Here is a 17,397-nt window from a genome sequence, read left to right on the forward strand (position 1 = left end):
AAAACAAGAGATTAAAAGCTATATGACGTATTACAACCACTATCGATATCAATGGAACTTAAAGAAGATGACTCCTGTACAGTACAGAAATCATCTTCTTCAAAGTGCCTAACCTTTTTTAATTGTCCTTTACATGGGGTACATTTTAAAAGACCGAGCTGTCCTTTTCATTCTCGTATTATTGGAGTGTGACCTTAGGATTGAGCGTGATCTCAAAGGCGCGCCACCAGATGAAATCAGGATTGTCATAAACCAGCGAAGCACTGTCGTATTCTGACAATGTCCACGAAGACCCCTTTATTTGTTTGACATTGCATGTCGGAGTGGGGGCACCGATCAGGAAAGCGTTCCTTCCGGCCAGCGTTGTTTTGTGGATCTGCATTTGATCTCGAAGAATCGTGAACACTTGCTGGTAAGCTGATTCTGTGTTAAAGAGACGCATGTTTTGATCAGCGAACGAGGCTTGAAGATTATCGTAACGAATATTGCTTGGAGTTCTGGAATAGCTTCGGACATCGACTACAGCAAGCCTCTTATAATAATAATCCTTCAAAAATCGTTTGAAGAGTAGTGACCCATGAGCGTTCACGGCCATGTTCAATTCGGAGGCAGAGGACTCTGATACCAAAAAAGCGTAGCGCGCTTGCCCCATGCCAAGCGAGATGCCCATAAGGTTCCCGGCAGTGTTCCATGCACTATAACCCAATAGGCGTCCCGTGTACTGGCTGTCTAGCAGCGCTTCCGTTACCGTTGGATTGGCAGAGCCTTTTCCCGTGAAATCCATGACCACAGTTGCTACAAAGTTTGTTCCATTGGCATGGATACGGCTTACGGCACTGGACACCTGTGTTTCGTCTGTGATTGCCAGGATTTCAATGTTTGGTGTGCTAGTGACACATTGGCCACCAACAACATCAATATGACGAAGAATATTCTGATGAACAGTCATGTATTCATAGTTGTTGATGATTGTGGATCCATGAGGACCGAAATATTGCACCGAAATTTGCGTTTTTCTTCTTTCCCGATGCAATTGATTAGCCATCCGTGCTACCAGAGAATGACCCAAGCCATCTGCATCAGGCAATATAATGGCACGATTCGGATTTTGCCCCTCACAACCGCCTAGATAACGATCGATGTAGTTCTCCACAAATCGAATTTCATTCATTTGCACGCCTTCTTTATTCGCATCGTCCACCCCAACGGCCAGGAAATCAATATAACCCTGACGTACAAGTCTGTCCAAGACATAATGATTGGTTTTAAACTTATGCTGCCTTGTATTGTAGTAATGGGTTTTATTGAAGTGGACGGTATCGCCCAGCTCGGTGCCATCACTGGATATATTATAGCCGTTCAAAATATCGTTGAAGTCTGTATATTTTTTGCGAGCTATCCCCATGAGACTGCGAGACTCTGTGTACGCGTTGTAAGAGAGTCCTTCCACATATGTGGTCGTAGCGAGTCGCATAATGGTATCCAACACATAGATTGGCTTGTTGGGATAAAGCTGTTTAATCTCGCGGATTACGTCAAGCAAGTCTGCTGTCCCTGAATCATAATGGGGATACGTTCCTCCTCCGCTTGTTCGTAAACGTCTGCTACCGATTAAGCCTCCATAAACGAGCATATCGATCGAAATAATAAAACCCTGGACGGAAGAGGCGTGACCCAATATGAACTGACGAATATCTTCCGGTTTACCAAAGGTAGGTGCCGAGGTGCCTATAAGTTGGCTGCCTGAAGCTTCTGCGACCGAATCGAGCCGGTTACGAATATCTGCAGCAAGAGGAGTTATCAGGTTCAAGCCTGAGGCTTGTCCTAGTTTGATTACATCATCAAGGTTTACCGGGCGGTCATCCAAGGGTACATACAATACATTTCTCATTGGTCAACTCTCCTTATATATGGTTTAATTGGCCTTCATATATATAGGTGAATTTCCCATTCCTTTTACAACCACAAATCAGTTTTTTTCATTAAGCAGTCCAAAAAAAGGGGTAGAAAAAGAAGTCGAAGAAGCTTGCTAAGATCTGTTATAACGTGGCGAAGGTAATTGTTCAGCTTTATTTAAGCATTCGTTAAGATTTTGGACCATGGAATGGTAAGATGTGTTCCTTATACTTTCCTTCAGGAACGTACATAAGGAGGCAGTCGGGATGGGATCCATACATCATGCGAAACGGAACATCAGGCTTACGATGGCATGGCCGGCAATCATTGTGATGGTTGTTGGTGTCATGTTGCTATCGGGATGCGCAGAGTTCAAGATGTCTAGCGAAGATACACGGATTGAGAATCGATCCGCTCAGGGGATGGCCACAGCAAGCAATAGAAGCACGTCAATGGCTCCAGCATCCTTTCTCGGGCAGTTATGGGGGGACATATCGGACGGGGTGACGAACCGCACCAGAAAAATGACAGGCAGGCCAACGCCGAGCCGTACTCTATCCGAAGCGAGTTGGCGTATGGAGGTGCGATAATGTGGAGAAGACGGCTAATTGTGAATTTGCAGCAGAAATCATTTTAACGAGAATCTTTTGTGAATGTACATTAGCAATAAGAGATGGATAGACTCCTTTCCTGAAGGGAGTTTTTTTGTTTTGATTTTGGAACAGTTTGCCTTATAATAGCGTTTACATTATATAGGCTTGTATGGGAGAGGATGGTTTCTGTGAGTTTACGCGTATCGATCCGAAAGCGGCTATTCATCGGAATAACGGCAGCCGTCTGTATTTTACTTGTGGGGCACCCAACTCAGCGGACACAGGAAAGCGCACATGTCGTATTCGCTGATGCTGCAGAAGCTGAAGGCTTTACATCCGGCCAACGTGTTACGATTCAGCAGAAGGCTGCATTGTTTCCTAATGCGCTTAGTAAGAATAGCCATCTGACAAATCTCAAGGTGAGCTATTACGGTGCCAAGGGAGAAAGGCTCCGGCTTACCTCCGTGAAGGGGGAATTAGCCTTTATCCAATCCGATTCCCGGGGAGACTTGTGGCTCCCGACATGGTATGTTTCCAAGGAAGCTGCCCAAGTGAAAGAAACGTTCCCGCTCTCGCTTCAACTGCGCAGCAGCGGCAGTATATATCTTGCTCCCGGAAGCGCAATGAAATGGCCGGTATCCCAAACCGGAACGTCGCTCATCGCCGTAGCCCAGTGGAAGGACTGGTACGGCGTCATGGTCGCACCTTCCAAGTGGAAGGAAGATTACCGGATCTACCGCCCGGCAATGATGTGGGTACAGGGTAAGGATACGACGGCCAAGAAGGCGATGCCTGATGGTCTGCTCGATGGAAATTCGGAAGTAACGACGGATATGGTACGCAACTTGACGGAGCTTCTTTTTAAGAAAGGGACTCCTTCTTCATATGTGAAAAAGCTGCTCGGCGAACCGCAGGTGAAGGAGACATCGCGGAATCAGGAGGAGTCCTCCAATAAACCGATGATACTCGGCGAGACCTGGAGATATGAACAGCGGGATGCCCATTATACCGTGACGTTCTCTCCATCCGGAAAGCTGACATCCAGCGAGTGGGTAATTCCTGGGACCGGATCTTTTGAGCGGAGTTACAGTCCTGGCGATGATTACGAGTTTACCTATCGTTTTGCCGCCGTGCCGCCTCAAAAGACGATTGAAGCCGAACCCGACTGGCGAAATCAGGGCAATCTGAATTTCACCTTCCTGCTTGAGGCAAACGAGGATGTCCTGCTCCTCAAGGGAGATGATGGCGGATACAGCGGGATGCACGATAATTCTTCCCTGTATGCGATTGACCGTGGCACCGGCAAGAAGCTGTGGCAGGAGGATGCGGGATTTGGCTGGTATACGGCTTTCACGGATAAGGAGCGGAAGCATGTTACGATGTACTCGGCTTATAACCCGGAGGTTAAGGATTATGTGGCCAGAGTTAGGCATATTCGAATGTCGGATGGACGAGTGTTGTGGGAGGTTAAGCCGAAGAATGAATTTGGCCTGACCATGATGGCTGCGGCCGATACGATTATTCTGGATGAGGCTTTGAATCTGAACGAAACCAAAAGCGTGCTGAGCGTGCTGGATCAGGAAACCGGAAAGCTGCGTTGGAAAAAGGCGTTGCCCAGCGAACACCGCTTGCTGAATGCAGGTTCGGGTGATCCGTATGTGCTCGTCGAGCAGAACGGACAGCTTACCGCTTACGATCCGGTCACCGGCAAAGCGGCATGGAATGTAAAGGTTGGTAAGAGGGTTATGGACGATCCGACCCAAGATCCGTATTTTATCGGAGGGTATCGCTACAATCCGGTATCTCCTGCGGATATGACAACAAGATGGATGCTGCTTGGCAAGGAATGGGTTCTGCTCAATATGGAAACCGGGGCGCGCGAAGCCGTGTATCCGGCCCGTCAGATGGAAAGGTTCGAGGTGCTGAATGAGCGGTATCTATTGGTGCAGCGTGCGCTGAACGGGGAGTATTTCAGCGGGGCTACCGCTTACGAAAGCGTTTTGTATGACAGCCTGGAAAATAAGGAACTATGGTCCGTGAGAGGCAAAGCCGCACGCGGTGCCATCGAGGGAGAACGAATCTATCTTACACTGAACGGCATTCCAACTGCGGTAGATATAGAGAGCGGCAGCATCCTATGGAAAATGGGGACCTCTTCCAAAGTGGGTGACGATCTCTCCCATCTGGTTGGCAGCAGCTACGGAATTCTGGATTCGTACCTGCTGGTAAGTTTGGGAAGCGATCTCGTGGTGTTGAACAAGGAAGACGGCAGAAGCTTGGGCAGATTGCATAACGTGGTCACCGGCAGCGTCGATTTGCGAGAGGTGTATGCCAAGAACGGCGCGCTGAACGTAACGGAACGGGAAGTGCTCGTCGGTACGGTCAACGGAGCTTTTATTCGTTATGATGCCCGAGCGTTAAAGGAACGCTTGGATGAGCTGTTATAGCTTTTATCGATAGATGACAAACACCGTAGGGAGACGTCCGCAAAGGAGGAAGACTTATGGGCAAGAGGCTTAAGATAACAGGGATTCCGATCATCAGCCTATTGTTGATCCTATGTTTGGGCTGCGGCAGCAAGCAGTCGGCCAGTTATGCGTCTCTGTTAAAGTACGATGACCAAGAGTATATTGGAAAAGACATTGAGGGTGCCGAGGCTTTTGCGGAGACAGATTTGACCTTGGCGGGCACGATTCAGAAGCGGCTCGAACCGGATCAATATCCGGATACGCATTTATCGTCGAACGAGCTGCCGGAAGGCACGGAAATTTACGTAGTCGATGAACATACGTTGGTGGCATTGCAGGAAGATCGAAGGTTTAAGGTGTTTGAGCGCATGGAATAAAACGAACGAATGGATGGATAAGCGTCCCTGGTGTCTGGCGACAGATGCGGGGGCGTTTTTGGTTTGTGTTTGATAAACGCAAGATCAAGAATTATTTGTTGAAAATTAGATTGACTCCTTTTGGAAAAAATGCGATGATCAATATATCAAACAGATATATCGAACAGATATATTATATGAAATGTGGTGATGACATTGCTGGAGTACATTCTCCTCGGCATGCTAATGGAAGGAACAATGAGCGGCTATGATCTTAAGAAAACAATCGACAGCACTGTAGGCACTTTCTACAAAGCGAGTTACGGAAGTCTTTATCCTGCGCTCAAGAGACTCGCAGAGAAGGACATGGTTATGCTGACCGAGACGGATAACAGTAAGAACAAGAAGCTATATTCTCTGCGGCCCAGTGGTGAAAAGGCTTTTCTCGACTGGTTGTCTGGACCGATGCAGACAGGACGCAATGAGCAGCTGATCCGTATTTTCTTTTTTGATTATTTGGATGAAGAACTTCGTCAAAAGCGATTGGCCGAGTACATATTTAAGCTGGATCAGGAAATTCACATGCTTGAAGCGGTGAAGAACGTCGTGGCTGGAGAATTGGCTGAGATCGAACATCCGGAGAATTATTACTATCGGGTATCGGTTCTGGCGTATGGACTGAACCATTTTCAGATGGAACGGCAATGGTTGAAGGATATTATGGAGAGGAAGGATCTGAACCATGTTAAACCGGAAAACTAAGGATTCTTTTTCGCATAAACACCCGATTTTCACCGTTGTCATTATCGAGGTTCTGCTGTTATTAGCCGTATTTGCTGCTGGGGCTTACTCTACGATTAAAGAGTTAAGTTACACTTCGCCTGTGCTGATCTCATTTATCCCAATCGCTCTTGTGTTGATAGCGTACTTTACATGGAAAAAGAAGTGGAACCCGCTCGGTTTCCGTAAGCTGAACAGTATACCGGCCGCCGGATGGCTCTATTATTCCCCCTTGCTTCTTATTCTAATTACAATCTCGCTTAAGGGGATGCGTGAAATCAGCGCATCGGAGATCCTGTTCTTTATCTTCTTCACACTGCTCGTTGGATTTGTGGAGGAGAGCATCTATCGGGGATTGATTTTGAAAACACTGCTGCCCAAAGGCATTCCAACCGCGGTCATCACCTCCAGCACTCTGTTTGCGGTCACGCATGTACTGAACGTCTTATCAGGGCAGGACATATTCCAAACGGTTTTACAGATTGTATATGCTCTGCTTATAGGCGCTGTATTGGCTCTACTGATGGTGAAAAACCAAAATATCATCCCTCTGATTCTATTACACTTCCTTCATAACTTTATCCAGTTTGTCGGTAATGACAATAGTGATGTATTTATCGGATACGATCTGTTCATTTTGCTGGTGCTGGCCGTCCACTGTGTCTGGTTGTCTCTCTCTTTAAGAAAACCTCCGGTGTCCACAAGAATAGATCAAGCGGGTTAATGGAGTGCTACTGGAGTGTCGCAACGATTTACTGTAAAATAGGTTGATTTTGAATGGATGCGTAAGGGCCAGGAGATTCCTGGCTCTTTTTGCTATGGATGCAAACATGTCCGGTAACGTCATTTCTGTGCAAACTCCATGCATGGAAGTTGCGGCGAATATTATAACTGACATCTAAATATAGTAGACGTAAATGCAAGCCTTGTTTACTTGCAATTTTAAATAACAAGGGGGGGACACTCATGAATCGCAGGACAACGCCTAACCGATCTCCTGAGCCGGGGGAGCTTGATTCTCCACCTCCCAGAAGGCACACCTTGTTTTGGAGACTATTCGCCAACTATTTTCTCCTCATTCTCATTCCCGTGATTGTTGCGTCGGTTCTCGCTCAGGTGCTGGTCGTTCGCATCATTGAAAAGGATGCCGAGCGTTTCAATCAAGTGATGATGAACCGCTTCTCCGAGCAGACGGACACCGAGCTGCAATCCTTGAAGACAAGCATGATTAATATCCTCAGCACCTCCAGATTACGGAGCGTGCTGCTCGCTCCCCTGTCCTCAACGCCGGATAGCCTGCTGCTTCCGGAATTGCTTCATTCCCTGCGGGAGCAGCTGCAGCAGCTGGAATCCGATGACTTGGTCGAGAAGGCGTATTATTATTTCGTGCACCAGGATTTGATGATCGATGCTGAAACCTACACGAATAAAGCGTATTATTTTCGTTCCCGCTATCCCCTGGATTTAAACCGACGCCATCAGCTGGAAGCCGAATTATCCGGCAAAAAAATGATGGATTTCATGGATTCCCCCGCCTCTTTGACAGCTGCCATGAGCTACCCGTTTAATACGACCGCCCCTGAAGTCTATCTCCTGGTCGAAGTGAAACGAGACAAGCTTGAGGAGCAGATTCACATTCCGGAGAGCTGGGTTACGGGCACGGCGATTGTAGATCATGGGGCCAAAGTGATCGCCCAGAACGGACTGACTGAGCAGGAACAGCTTGCTCTGCAGCAGCGAATACGTACGGACGGCACTGCTTCGCAATTCACGATATCGGACAAGAGGGGGCTGTCCTTCATGGCCTCCGGCTTCGATCCGTCCTGGCATTATATCAGCATGATCGACTTAGGCACATTGATGAAGCCGGTTTATATTACCCGATGGATCTGTTGGTTGTTCCTCGTATTCTTCCTTCTAGTCGGCGCACTCGCCTCGTATTATTTAAGCCGGCGATTATACCGGCCGATCCGGGAGATTAAGGATGGGCTGAAGCTGCATCACGCTCCGAATGGGGAAGTCGGCCATGAAGGAAACGAGTTTGATGCCATCAAACGTTATTCCCAATTCATCATGACGGAGAATAAAGAGCTGTACCAGATGGTGAACGGGATGCTGCCGATCGTGCAGGAGCAGTTTTTCACGAAAATCCTGCTGGGGCAATACCGCGATGCCTTATCGATTGAGTACTACGCCAAGGAGATTGAGTTTGCTTACAGCCACAAGGCGGCAAGAACCGTCCTGTGCATCTCTTTCCACTATGACCGGTCGGTTTCCGACTCGACATCGGAATCCGCCAAGATCTTTTTGCTGACCGAGCTGAAGGACAAGATTCTTCGGCTGGCACCCGGCATGGTCTGGATCTGCCAGACAAGGCCGGATCTGATGGCATGCATCGTGGAGCATGGTCACATCACGGAGGGCCAGGGTCATCCTGAAAAAGTAGCGGAGCAAATCCGGCACATTTTCCAGGAATACGGGGCTTATTATAAAGCGACCATCGGGATCGGAAAGACCGTTCGCGCCATGGAAGAGCTGCACCAGTCTTATGAGCATGCCCTGGCCATGCTGAAGTACCGGGGGCTGCATTCCACCGTAGAGATTTGCGGAAGTCAGCCTTCCCGGGAGCTGCAGCAGTGGGATCCTTTCCTATCTGTGCAGGAGGTCCAGCGGATCCTCAATCAGTACAAAACCCGTGAGTATGACAAGCTGCTTCATTCCGTGCTTGCTCTGCTGGAGGAGGGAAAGGGGAAGGATGCAACAGCCGTGCAGATGAAATATCTGCTTGTCGATGTGCTCAACACCTGGATTCGGGCGGTGGAATCGGAGCGCAATGAACTCAACGTTCCGTATTACTCGGGGCTGTTCGAACGGATAAATCGCTGCATGACATGGGACGAGCTTACGTGCTGCTTTACGGAGATTCATGGTTTTCTGTTCCGGAAGCCGGCTTCCAGCAGCCGGAGTCAACAGTTTATGGAGATTCTGGAGTACATTCATAAGCATTACGATCAAGAGCTGTCGATCGAACATTTTGCCGGGATGATGAATATGTCCATCGGGCATTTCAGCCGGACCTTCAAGGAGGAGGTTGGCGAGAAGTACGTGGAATATATCGCGAAATACCGGCTGATGAAGGCGAAGCAATTGTTGCTTGAAACCGATTTGAAAATTGACGAAATTGCTGAGAAGGTCGGGTATTGGGGCCGAAATTCTCTGATTCGGGCTTTCCGCCGATATGAGGGCATTACACCTGCTAAATACAGGAGCTCCCACCAATAGGAAAGAAGAGACTGCATTATTTTCTGAAGTCTCTTTTTTTGCATAGACCCAAGCGGAAAGCCTTGTGCCACGGGGGTTGCAAAAGGAGTGTCTCCAGGAAAAGATGCACGCTTTACGCGAAAGAAGGACGGCTCGTATAGTGGGAACAACAACAAACGAATGTAAATGCTTTCAATCGGAGGTGAGGATTATTGGCGCAGCTATCACGGATCGGCTATGTTCTGAGAAAGCATAAAGCGTTGTACTTGCTGATGCTGCCTGGCATTTTGTATTACTTGATATTCAAGTACGCGCCGATGTACGGCATCATCATCGCCTTCCAGGATTATTCGATCGGCCGGGGCATTTTGGGAAGTGAATTTGTCGGACTCAAGCATTTGATTGAATTTTTCTATGTCACCCCCGATGCATGGAAGCTGATTCGCAACACAATCATGCTGAATGTGTACGATCTCCTGTTTCATTTTCCGGCACCGATCATTCTGGCGATCCTGTTCCATGAGCTGAAGAGCAAATGGTTCAAGCGGTTCGTGCAAAATATCAGCTACATGCCGCATTTCCTGTCCACCGTCGTGATCGCGGGCATTCTCGTGACCTTCCTGTCTCCGACCACGGGCGTCGTGAACCATCTGCTCGTTAAGCTGTTCGGTATGGAACCGATCATGTTTCTGGGCATGCCGGAATGGTTCCGGACGGTGTATGTAGGCTCCGAAATATGGCAGAAGGTGGGATGGGGCACCATCCTCTATCTGGCTGCGATTGCCGGCATCGATCCGACGCTGTATGAAGCGGCCAAGATGGATGGGGCAAACCGGTGGCAGCAGGTCCGGCATATTACGTTCATCGGCATGGTGCCGGTCATGATTATTCTATTCGTACTGTCGCTCGGCAATTTCATGGAGGCCAGCTTCGAGAAAATCCTCTTGATCTACAACACGATGAATTACGAAACCTCGGATGTCATTAACACCTTTGTGTACCGGCGGGGCATCCTCGATGCCGATTTCAGCTTCGCGACCGCGGTCGGCCTGTTCCAATCGGCGATTGGCTTCATTCTGGTCGTTGCGGCTAACCGGATCGTACGCAAATATTCGGAGACCAGCCTGTGGTAAGGGAGGTGCGTGATGAAAAAACAGGAAAGCTTCGCCTCGAAGCTGTTTGACGTATTCAATGTCTTGTTCATGATTGTGCTGATCATGGTGATGGCCTACCCGATGGTGTACGTCTTCTCGGCTTCCATCAGCAACAATGCCATGGTTGCGAGCGGCGCGGTGCTGCTGTGGCCGAAAAAAATTACGCTCATTGCCTACGAGCAGCTCATCTATAACCCCGATCTCTGGGTGAGTTACTGGAATACGATCCGATATACGTTCCTCCATACGGTGCTGACGCTGATTGCGACCTCCGCAATGGCCTACCCGCTTGCGAAGCGATGGCTGCCGGGTCGGAGGGTGATTCTGCTGATGGCGGCTTTCACGCTTCTCTTCAGCGGCGGCATGATTCCAACCTTCCTGATCGTTCAGAAGCTGGGGATGCTCGACACGATCTGGGCGATCGTCCTCCCTTCCCTGATCAGCACATGGTATTTGTTCATTATGCGGACATTCTTCGAGGCGCTGCCGGAGGAGCTCGAGGACGCGGCTGCCATCGACGGGTGCGGATCCCTGCAGATTCTGGTACGGATCGTGCTGCCGTTATCCGTGCCCGTGATGGTCACGATCGGCCTGTTCACGGCCGTGAATCAATGGAACTCCTTCTTCAGCGCTTTGATCTATCTGAATGACCGGGAGATGTACCCGCTGCAAATCATGATGCGCAACATCCTGATCGCCGGCACGAATGTTCAGGGCGAAGGGGACCTGACGCATCTGGAGACGTTGAAATACGCCATGATCATGATCGGGACGCTGCCGATTCTGTGCGTTTATCCGTTTATCCAGAAATATTTTGTGCAGGGCACGATGATTGGCGGCATTAAGGGGTAGTTATGGATTCCACGCTAATCCATTTCTATACGTTGTGATGATAAAAAAGGAGGTTAGGAAATGAGGCGAAAGGGGTTCAGAACAGCGCTTGCCATGATCCTGCTCTGCGCGATGCTGGTTACGGGATGCACCGGCGGGGGCAAGGATGATTCGGGGACATTAAGCCCTGACAAACCGGTTACTTTTTCATGGCTGGTATACGACCGGGTGGAGGGCAAGGTTCGGGATGACTGGGAGATTTTCAAAGAGATTGAGGCCAAGACGGGCGTCAGTGTGAAGTTCCAAATCGTAAGCCAGGAAGGACTTGAGGAGAAAAGGCAGATCATGATTGCCACGAACACGGCCACGGATTTTATCCAGGTGCCGACGCAGGACGGCCGGGAGCACGGGCCGGAGAAGGTGTTCCTGAACCTTAATGATTACTTGGACCGGGCACCGAATCTGAAAGCCTTTTACGAAAAATATCCTGAGGCCAAGGCGCTGGCAACGGGCACGGACGGGGGCCTGTACACCGTACCCGTACTGGAAGGGGATGCGGAAGGCAAGGGCTTCAACTTTATCTGGTATGCCCGCAAGGACATCATGGATCAGCATGGGATACAGGCACCGACCTCGGTGGATGAATTTTATCAGTATCTGAAAACATTGAAGGAGAAGGTTCCGGATTCCTATCCGCTCATCTCGAACGCCATCGTTGGTGATACGGGGCTGTATACGACCTTCGGACGTATCTTCACCGGCATCAGCGGGTTCTACAACCTGGATCCGACCACGGATCAATACGCATTCGCGCCGTACCATGAGAATTATCAGGATATGCTGGTGTATCTGAATAAGCTGTATGCGGAAAAATTGCTGGATCCGGAATTCTCGCTGCTGACGCAAGCACAGTGGGAGGAGCGCATACTGACGGGCAAATCCTTGGTGACCTTTTTCTGGAAGGCTGATCTCGAGTCGCTTGTAGCGAAGGCGCGGGGGGCCGGTACGGCCGAGTATGAGCTGGACGCGATTCCTTCCTTTGCCGCCGAAGGGATCAAGAACTATCAGTTCTCCCGTCCGGTCGTTGGCACCGTCGGCCGAGCGATATCGGCCAAAGTGAAGGATAAGGAGCGCGCCGTCCAATTCCTCGATTATTTGGTGAGCGAAGAGGGAACGAATTATTTGTCCTTAGGCATTGAAGGCAAAACGTATACGATGGAGGACGGCAAAGCGGTATATAACAAGGAGTTCGGCGAATCTCCGTTTAATGCGCTGCGCAAGGACTGGGGCGTATGGTATGACCAGATCACGTTGAATAACGCCAAGTCGCGAGAAGTCTGGGAGCGTGGATTAAGCGAGAAGAGCAAGGATATCAATGCAAGGTATGAGCAGTATATTGTCCCTGCACCAAAACAGATCGTCAAGACGGAAGAGGAGCTGGAGCTCGAGAAATCGAAGCTGAACAATCTGAACAAATTCCTTGAACAGAAGGTGACGGAATTTGTGACCGGTAAAACTCCGATTAACGACACCACCTATCAGCAATTTATTGACCAGGCCAAGAAACTCGGCTCCGATGAACTCCTTACCATGTACAACACCGCCTATACTCGCACATACGGCGGCAAGTAATCCGCAAGTGGAATGGAGGAATCAGGCAATGGACGATATGAAAATCATCGATGTCGACGTTCATAACGAACAGGACGACAGGGCGCTTCTGCCATATCTGCAGGAGCCCTGGCGCTCCCGGGTAGCGACATCCGGCATCGGTTATGCAGGCTCAGGGTACTACTCGCCGATCGGCGTGATGAAAAAAGACTCGATCCCTCCGGGTGGAGGCAAAGCCGGCTCCGATCCCGATTATATGATCAAGCAGCTGATCGAAGGCTACAATCTGGATTATGCCGTATTGACGGGCGTCGTCTACAATATCTCTTCCACGCATGATCCGGATTACGCGGCCGCGATATGCTCGGCATATAACGATTATCTGATCGCCGAGTGGCTCGGCAAACATAAAGCATTCAAAGGCGCAATGGCGGTAGCCACCCAGGATCCGCTGCTGGCGGCACGCGAGATCGACCGGATCGGCGGTCATCCGGATATCGTGGAGGTGATGATCTCCAGTGCAGCGAGGTCGCCGCTGGGTCAGCGCCACTATCACCCGATCTACGAAGCGGCGGAGCGGAACGGCCTTCCGGTCGCGATCCACCCGGGAGCGGAAGGCGGCGGGAGCTCGACGGCTCCCACCGCTGCCGGCTACCCGACCCGCTACATTGAGTGGCATACCTGCCTCTCCCAGATGTTCATGGCACATCTGGTGAGCATGGTATGCGAGGGCGTGTTCGTAAAGTATCCGAACCTCAAGGTCGTTCTGGTTGAAGGCGGAGTAGCCTGGCTGCCGGGCCTGATGTGGCGTCTGGACAAAAACTACAAGGCGCTGCGCGCAACTGTGCCCTGGCTGACGAGAATGCCGAGCGAGTACATCCGGGATCACTGCTATTTATCGACGCAGCCGATTGAGGAGCCGGACAATCCGCAGCATCTCATCGATCTGTTCAACATGATTGATGCCGAGAACATGCTGCTCTATTCCAGCGACTACCCGCACTGGGACTTCGACTCGCCGAGCCACATTTTACGGGGGCTGAAGCCGGAGGCGCGGCGGAAGATTTTTTACGAGAATGCGAAGCAGCTGTACAGGTTGGATTGAGGGAATTGGTGAATGGATAAATGGATGAATGGATAAATGGATGAACGGATGAACGGTCCGTATGAAAGCTTGCTTGAACAATTGAAGCTGGGGTATGGGTAAAGCAAAGTCAGACCACAGTCAGGTCAAAGACCAACGAAAGACGAGCCAAAGATGAGCCAAAGACCAACGAAAGGCAAACGAAAGATGAGCCAGAGAAAAACGAAAGATGAACCAAAGGCAAGAGAAAGTCGAAAACAATGGCGAAAGAAAGGCGAAAACAAAGGCGAAAAGAAAAAGGCAAAAACAAAGTTGAACTAAAGTCAAAGCAAAGTCGAAATCAAAGACGAAAACAAAGGTAAACTAAATTCAAAGCAAAGTTGAACCAGAGGCGAAAGAAGAAGGTCGAAAACAAGGGCAAAACAAAGTTGAACCAATGGCGAAAGAAGAAGGTCGAAAACACTAAAACAAAGTTGAACCAAAGGCGAAAGAAGAAGGTCGAAAACACAAAAACAAAGTTGAACCAGAGGCGAAAGAAGAAGGTCGAAAACACAAAACAAAGTTGAACCAAAGGCGAAAGAAGAAGGTCGAAAACAAAGGCAAAAAAATAGTTGAACTAAAGTCAAAGCCAAACTCAAAGCCAAACCCTACAAAGCTGGGCTCATAGGCAAGGAGGTGGCATGTATGGCGGTACATTACGTGCTGGCGGAGGAGGACGTTCCGGAGGGCGGGCACGCGGTCGTGAACATAGAGGGACGCGAAATCGGCATCTATCGGGTCAACGGCGAGTACCATGCGATTCTGAACTACTGCCCGCATCAGGGGGCGCCAATCTGCGCAGGACTGGTCTCCGGTACGACGCTTCCTTCGGAAGTATACGACTACGAATACGGCCGGGCAGGCGAAATTGTCCGCTGTCCCTGGCATGGGTGGGAGTTCGACCTGCAGACCGGCAAGTCGCTGTTTAGCGACCGCATCCGGGTGAAGAAGTATAAGGTGGAGGTCCATGAGGGCAAGATCGGGGTGGTGATGGGGAGGAAGCAGGCGGGGAGTTGAAGAGGTGTAATTAATGGGATGTAATTAATGGTATGTAATTAATGGGGCTGAAGGTACCAGTACTACCCATGGGGACTCAAGTTTCTTGTGTCAGCTTTTAACGGACCCTAGATCCGTTATTTAAGATCAAAACTCGATTATTTACAATGTATCGGACTCCAGATCCGTTATTGTGCGAATTACGGGTGCCAATATCAATAAAAACAGCAAATAAGATCCTCTGTGTCCGCTAAAGCTACCCAAAGGGCTATTTTGTACAAAATAAGGTATTCTGAGTCCGTTAGAAAGTCCTCACGACCATAGAGCAAGAGGACTTAGGGACATATTGAATGATATTTGTACATCGTGCGCACTGCTCCCTGTGCGCACGATGCGTGGTTCGGGGCATGCTTGGATGGCTGTCGACCATATGGCGATCATATTTTTGGACGTCCGGTTCACAGTGAACTGCTGCTCATTGCACTGCTGCTCATTGCACTGTTCGTCTAAGCGGGGTGATAGGTACGGTGCGTAGTCCGGTGACGGCTTGGATGGCTCTCAATTGAAAAAAGAGCGAGTATGGTGGGAGTGAGTCCCTCATACTCGCTCTTTTGGTCAGGGCGATTTTAGAGAACGGGTTACTGTTGTTACTCGATCCCCCCTCACACCACCTGCGACAACACCAAGCCCCCGTAAGCAAACGCGGCCAGGATCACCAGCGCCGGGTGGATCTTGCGGATGTTCATGGCCCAGAAAGCGACGGCGGCGATGCCGAGGGATTGCAGGAGGCCGATGGAGATGACGGAGCTTTGGCCGATCTGCCAGGTCAGAGTCAGCATCATGATGGCGATGACCGGCTGGACCAGCAGGGTCATGCCTTTGACCACGGGCGACGTGCGGTATTTCTGCAGCAAATTCAGCAGCCAGATGAGCGCTACCGCGGAAGGGATGACCGTCGCCGCGAGGGCGAGAGTCATGCCCATCCAGCCGGATACGCCATACCCGACAAAAGCGGCAATTTTGGTGGCGATCGGCCCGGGAAGTGCGTTGCCAAGGGCAAGCATGTTGGAGAATTCCGGGTCGGTCAGCCAGCCGTGATTCGTGACGATTTCCTTATACATGAGGGGGATCGAAGCAGGGCCGCCGCCATACCCGAGAACGTTGGAGACAAAAAAGCTGACCAGCAGCTGCAGCCATTCTTCCATCAGGCGGACCCCTCCTTATCCCGTCTTTGTTTTTTGAGTTTGGCTACGGTTCTAAAATGCACGGTGCCATAAGCAAGGAACAGCATAATGACGAGGGCCGGATGGAGCTGGAAACGCTCCAGCAGGAGAAACGACACCACGAAAAATCCGATCCCGGCGTAAATGCCAAGTCCCTTTACAGCCTTCTCGCCGAATTCGTAAGCCATCGTGCCCAGCATGACGGCAATGACCGGCGTAACGCCGGCAATCATGCCTGCCACCACTTTGGAGCTGCTGAGGAATGTCACGGCCGACAGCAGCGCGATCATCGCAATGCTGGTTGGCAGGATATGCGCGAGAACGGCAGCTATAGCACCAGGCACCCCTTTTTTCCGGTAACCGAGATAGGCGGCCATCTTCGTGGCAATCGGGCCCGGGAGCGCGTTGGCCAGCGCGAGTACCTCTCCGAATTCATCGTCGCTGAGCCAGTGGTAACGAACGACGGCCTCGTGACGGATCAACGGAATAACCGAAGGTCCGCCGCCGTAGCCGAGTATGCCGGTTCGGAACATGCCGAACATTAATTCCATGTATGGGTTGCTAGTTTTATCAGGCAAGGTATGAGTCCTTTCTGTCGAGAGAGTTAGAGTCGGATGCCCATTCGGCTTTTATAGCGCTTGATCAAGATCTGCGTGTCCACACTCGTAATGCCCGGGAGCGGGTAAAGCTTCTCATTTAAAAACATTTCCATTTCCTTATGATCGGTAAAAAGTCCGTGCATATGCAGTTTACTGGGACCGGTCATATGATACAGGCTTGTTACATACGGCTCGTTCTCCAAAGTATCCGCCACCTGCTGCAAATATTTGGGCTCCACCTCCACATTAAAAAAAGCGGACACCGAAATTCCCACTTTCTCCGGATTAATGACGGCCGCGAAGCGCTCAATGACGCCTTCATCGAGCAGCGCATTGACCCTGGCCTGTACGGCAACGCGGGACAATCCGATCTCCTTGGCCAAATCCGTGTACGAGATTCGCCCGTTCTTGCCGAGGATCGCAATGATTTTGCGGTCCGTATCATCAATCATGAGAGATGAGTTCTCGCCGGCAGCGTGAATATTCATGGGTTGCAGCTCCTTTTG

16 protein-coding genes are annotated in these 17,397 nt (G+C 50.2%); 12 read left to right on the top strand and 4 right to left on the bottom strand.

The window, feature by feature from the left end; genetic code table 11:
• A partial coding sequence (locus ACPV3A_RS34875; protein WP_426204458.1) for an IS3 family transposase occupies window positions 1-112 on the top strand: 112 nt, incomplete at its 5' end.
• A gap of 66 nt (window positions 113-178) precedes the next feature.
• On the opposite strand, the gene ACPV3A_RS34880 is transcribed toward ACPV3A_RS34875, so the two are convergent.
• The gene (locus ACPV3A_RS34880; RefSeq protein ID WP_426204408.1) at window positions 179-1,891 is read right to left on the bottom strand and encodes a DUF4127 family protein; all 1,713 of its coding nucleotides are present in this window, start codon (window positions 1,889-1,891) and stop codon (window positions 179-181) included.
• 271 nt (window positions 1,892-2,162) lie between these two features.
• Between ACPV3A_RS34880 and ACPV3A_RS34885 the strand changes: the two genes are divergently transcribed.
• The 11 genes from ACPV3A_RS34885 (at window position 2,163) to ACPV3A_RS34935 (ending at window position 15,090) form a co-directional block, all read left to right on the top strand.
• Window positions 2,163-2,486 (top strand): hypothetical protein, encoded by a 324-nt coding sequence (locus ACPV3A_RS34885; RefSeq protein ID WP_220686291.1) that lies wholly within the window; start codon window positions 2,163-2,165, stop codon window positions 2,484-2,486.
• A 182-nt stretch (window positions 2,487-2,668) separates the two neighbouring features.
• Window positions 2,669-4,936, top strand: coding sequence for a PQQ-binding-like beta-propeller repeat protein (locus ACPV3A_RS34890; RefSeq protein WP_426204410.1), 2,268 nt, complete (start codon window positions 2,669-2,671; stop codon window positions 4,934-4,936).
• A 56-nt stretch (window positions 4,937-4,992) separates the two neighbouring features.
• The gene (locus ACPV3A_RS34895) at window positions 4,993-5,334 is read left to right on the top strand and encodes a hypothetical protein (RefSeq protein WP_220686289.1); all 342 of its coding nucleotides are present in this window, start codon (window positions 4,993-4,995) and stop codon (window positions 5,332-5,334) included.
• A gap of 189 nt (window positions 5,335-5,523) precedes the next feature.
• A complete protein-coding gene (locus ACPV3A_RS34900; protein WP_220686288.1) occupies window positions 5,524-6,075 on the top strand; it encodes a PadR family transcriptional regulator in 552 nt (183 codons plus the stop codon).
• On the top strand, window positions 6,056-6,817 hold the full coding sequence (locus tag ACPV3A_RS34905; protein ID WP_426204412.1) for a CPBP family intramembrane glutamic endopeptidase: 762 nt from the start codon (window positions 6,056-6,058) through the stop codon (window positions 6,815-6,817). The genes ACPV3A_RS34900 and ACPV3A_RS34905 overlap by 20 nt, the downstream gene beginning before the upstream one ends.
• Window positions 6,818-7,059: 242 nt before the next feature.
• Window positions 7,060-9,375, top strand: a complete 2,316-nt coding sequence (locus ACPV3A_RS34910) for a helix-turn-helix domain-containing protein (protein WP_426204414.1) — start codon at window positions 7,060-7,062, stop codon at window positions 9,373-9,375.
• Window positions 9,376-9,566: 191 nt separating this feature from the next.
• Complete coding sequence (locus tag ACPV3A_RS34915) at window positions 9,567-10,487, top strand: ABC transporter permease (RefSeq protein ID WP_113060224.1); 921 nt, start codon at window positions 9,567-9,569, stop codon at window positions 10,485-10,487.
• 12 nt (window positions 10,488-10,499) lie between these two features.
• Window positions 10,500-11,360: a carbohydrate ABC transporter permease gene (locus tag ACPV3A_RS34920; protein ID WP_113060223.1), complete on the top strand. Its 861-nt coding sequence runs from the start codon at window positions 10,500-10,502 to the stop codon at window positions 11,358-11,360.
• Window positions 11,361-11,420: 60 nt separating this feature from the next.
• A complete protein-coding gene (locus tag ACPV3A_RS34925) occupies window positions 11,421-12,971 on the top strand; it encodes an extracellular solute-binding protein (protein WP_426204417.1) in 1,551 nt (516 codons plus the stop codon).
• 28 nt (window positions 12,972-12,999) lie between these two features.
• A complete protein-coding gene (locus ACPV3A_RS34930) occupies window positions 13,000-14,055 on the top strand; it encodes an amidohydrolase family protein (protein WP_426204419.1) in 1,056 nt (351 codons plus the stop codon).
• A gap of 663 nt (window positions 14,056-14,718) precedes the next feature.
• The gene (locus ACPV3A_RS34935) at window positions 14,719-15,090 is read left to right on the top strand and encodes a Rieske (2Fe-2S) protein (protein ID WP_426204420.1); all 372 of its coding nucleotides are present in this window, start codon (window positions 14,719-14,721) and stop codon (window positions 15,088-15,090) included.
• Between the two features lie 641 nt (window positions 15,091-15,731).
• Here the strand turns inward: ACPV3A_RS34935 and ACPV3A_RS34940 are convergent.
• From ACPV3A_RS34940 to ACPV3A_RS34950, 3 genes are read right to left on the bottom strand one after another with little or no spacing between them, the layout of a single operon-like run.
• Complete coding sequence (locus ACPV3A_RS34940; protein WP_194541307.1) at window positions 15,732-16,274, bottom strand: chromate transporter; 543 nt, start codon at window positions 16,272-16,274, stop codon at window positions 15,732-15,734.
• Window positions 16,274-16,843 carry a chromate transporter gene (locus ACPV3A_RS34945; protein WP_194541308.1) on the bottom strand — a complete coding sequence of 190 codons (570 nt, stop codon included), beginning with the start codon at window positions 16,841-16,843 and terminating at the stop codon, window positions 16,274-16,276. Before ACPV3A_RS34945 ends, ACPV3A_RS34940 begins: the two co-directional genes overlap by 1 nt.
• A 53-nt stretch (window positions 16,844-16,896) precedes the next feature.
• Window positions 16,897-17,379 carry an Lrp/AsnC family transcriptional regulator gene (locus ACPV3A_RS34950; protein WP_194541309.1) on the bottom strand — a complete coding sequence of 161 codons (483 nt, stop codon included), beginning with the start codon at window positions 17,377-17,379 and terminating at the stop codon, window positions 16,897-16,899.
• Between the last annotated feature and the right edge of the window lie 18 nt (window positions 17,380-17,397).

The organism is Paenibacillus sp. Dod16, from assembly GCF_049893405.1.
Lineage (GTDB): Bacteria > Bacillota > Bacilli > Paenibacillales > Paenibacillaceae > Paenibacillus_AQ.

Excerpts from the sequence above, each read along its gene's own strand:
- ACPV3A_RS34900 (WP_220686288.1), top strand. The coding sequence starts at position 5,524 with ATGACATTGCTGGAGTACATTCTCCTCGGCATGCTAATGGAAGGAACA.
- ACPV3A_RS34905 (WP_426204412.1), top strand. The coding sequence starts at position 6,056 with ATGTTAAACCGGAAAACTAAGGATTCTTTTTCGCATAAACACCCGATT.
- ACPV3A_RS34920 (WP_113060223.1), top strand. The coding sequence starts at position 10,500 with ATGAAAAAACAGGAAAGCTTCGCCTCGAAGCTGTTTGACGTATTCAAT.
- ACPV3A_RS34885 (WP_220686291.1), top strand. The coding sequence starts at position 2,163 with ATGGGATCCATACATCATGCGAAACGGAACATCAGGCTTACGATGGCA.
- ACPV3A_RS34950 (WP_194541309.1), bottom strand. The coding sequence starts at position 17,379 with ATGAATATTCACGCTGCCGGCGAGAACTCATCTCTCATGATTGATGAT.
- ACPV3A_RS34925 (WP_426204417.1), top strand. The coding sequence starts at position 11,421 with ATGAGGCGAAAGGGGTTCAGAACAGCGCTTGCCATGATCCTGCTCTGC.
- ACPV3A_RS34895 (WP_220686289.1), top strand. The coding sequence starts at position 4,993 with ATGGGCAAGAGGCTTAAGATAACAGGGATTCCGATCATCAGCCTATTG.
- ACPV3A_RS34910 (WP_426204414.1), top strand. The coding sequence starts at position 7,060 with ATGAATCGCAGGACAACGCCTAACCGATCTCCTGAGCCGGGGGAGCTT.
- ACPV3A_RS34930 (WP_426204419.1), top strand. The coding sequence starts at position 13,000 with ATGGACGATATGAAAATCATCGATGTCGACGTTCATAACGAACAGGAC.
- ACPV3A_RS34940 (WP_194541307.1), bottom strand. The coding sequence starts at position 16,274 with ATGGAAGAATGGCTGCAGCTGCTGGTCAGCTTTTTTGTCTCCAACGTT.
- ACPV3A_RS34880 (WP_426204408.1), bottom strand. The coding sequence starts at position 1,891 with ATGAGAAATGTATTGTATGTACCCTTGGATGACCGCCCGGTAAACCTT.
- ACPV3A_RS34945 (WP_194541308.1), bottom strand. The coding sequence starts at position 16,843 with ATGGAATTAATGTTCGGCATGTTCCGAACCGGCATACTCGGCTACGGC.
- ACPV3A_RS34935 (WP_426204420.1), top strand. The coding sequence starts at position 14,719 with ATGGCGGTACATTACGTGCTGGCGGAGGAGGACGTTCCGGAGGGCGGG.
- ACPV3A_RS34890 (WP_426204410.1), top strand. The coding sequence starts at position 2,669 with ATGGTTTCTGTGAGTTTACGCGTATCGATCCGAAAGCGGCTATTCATC.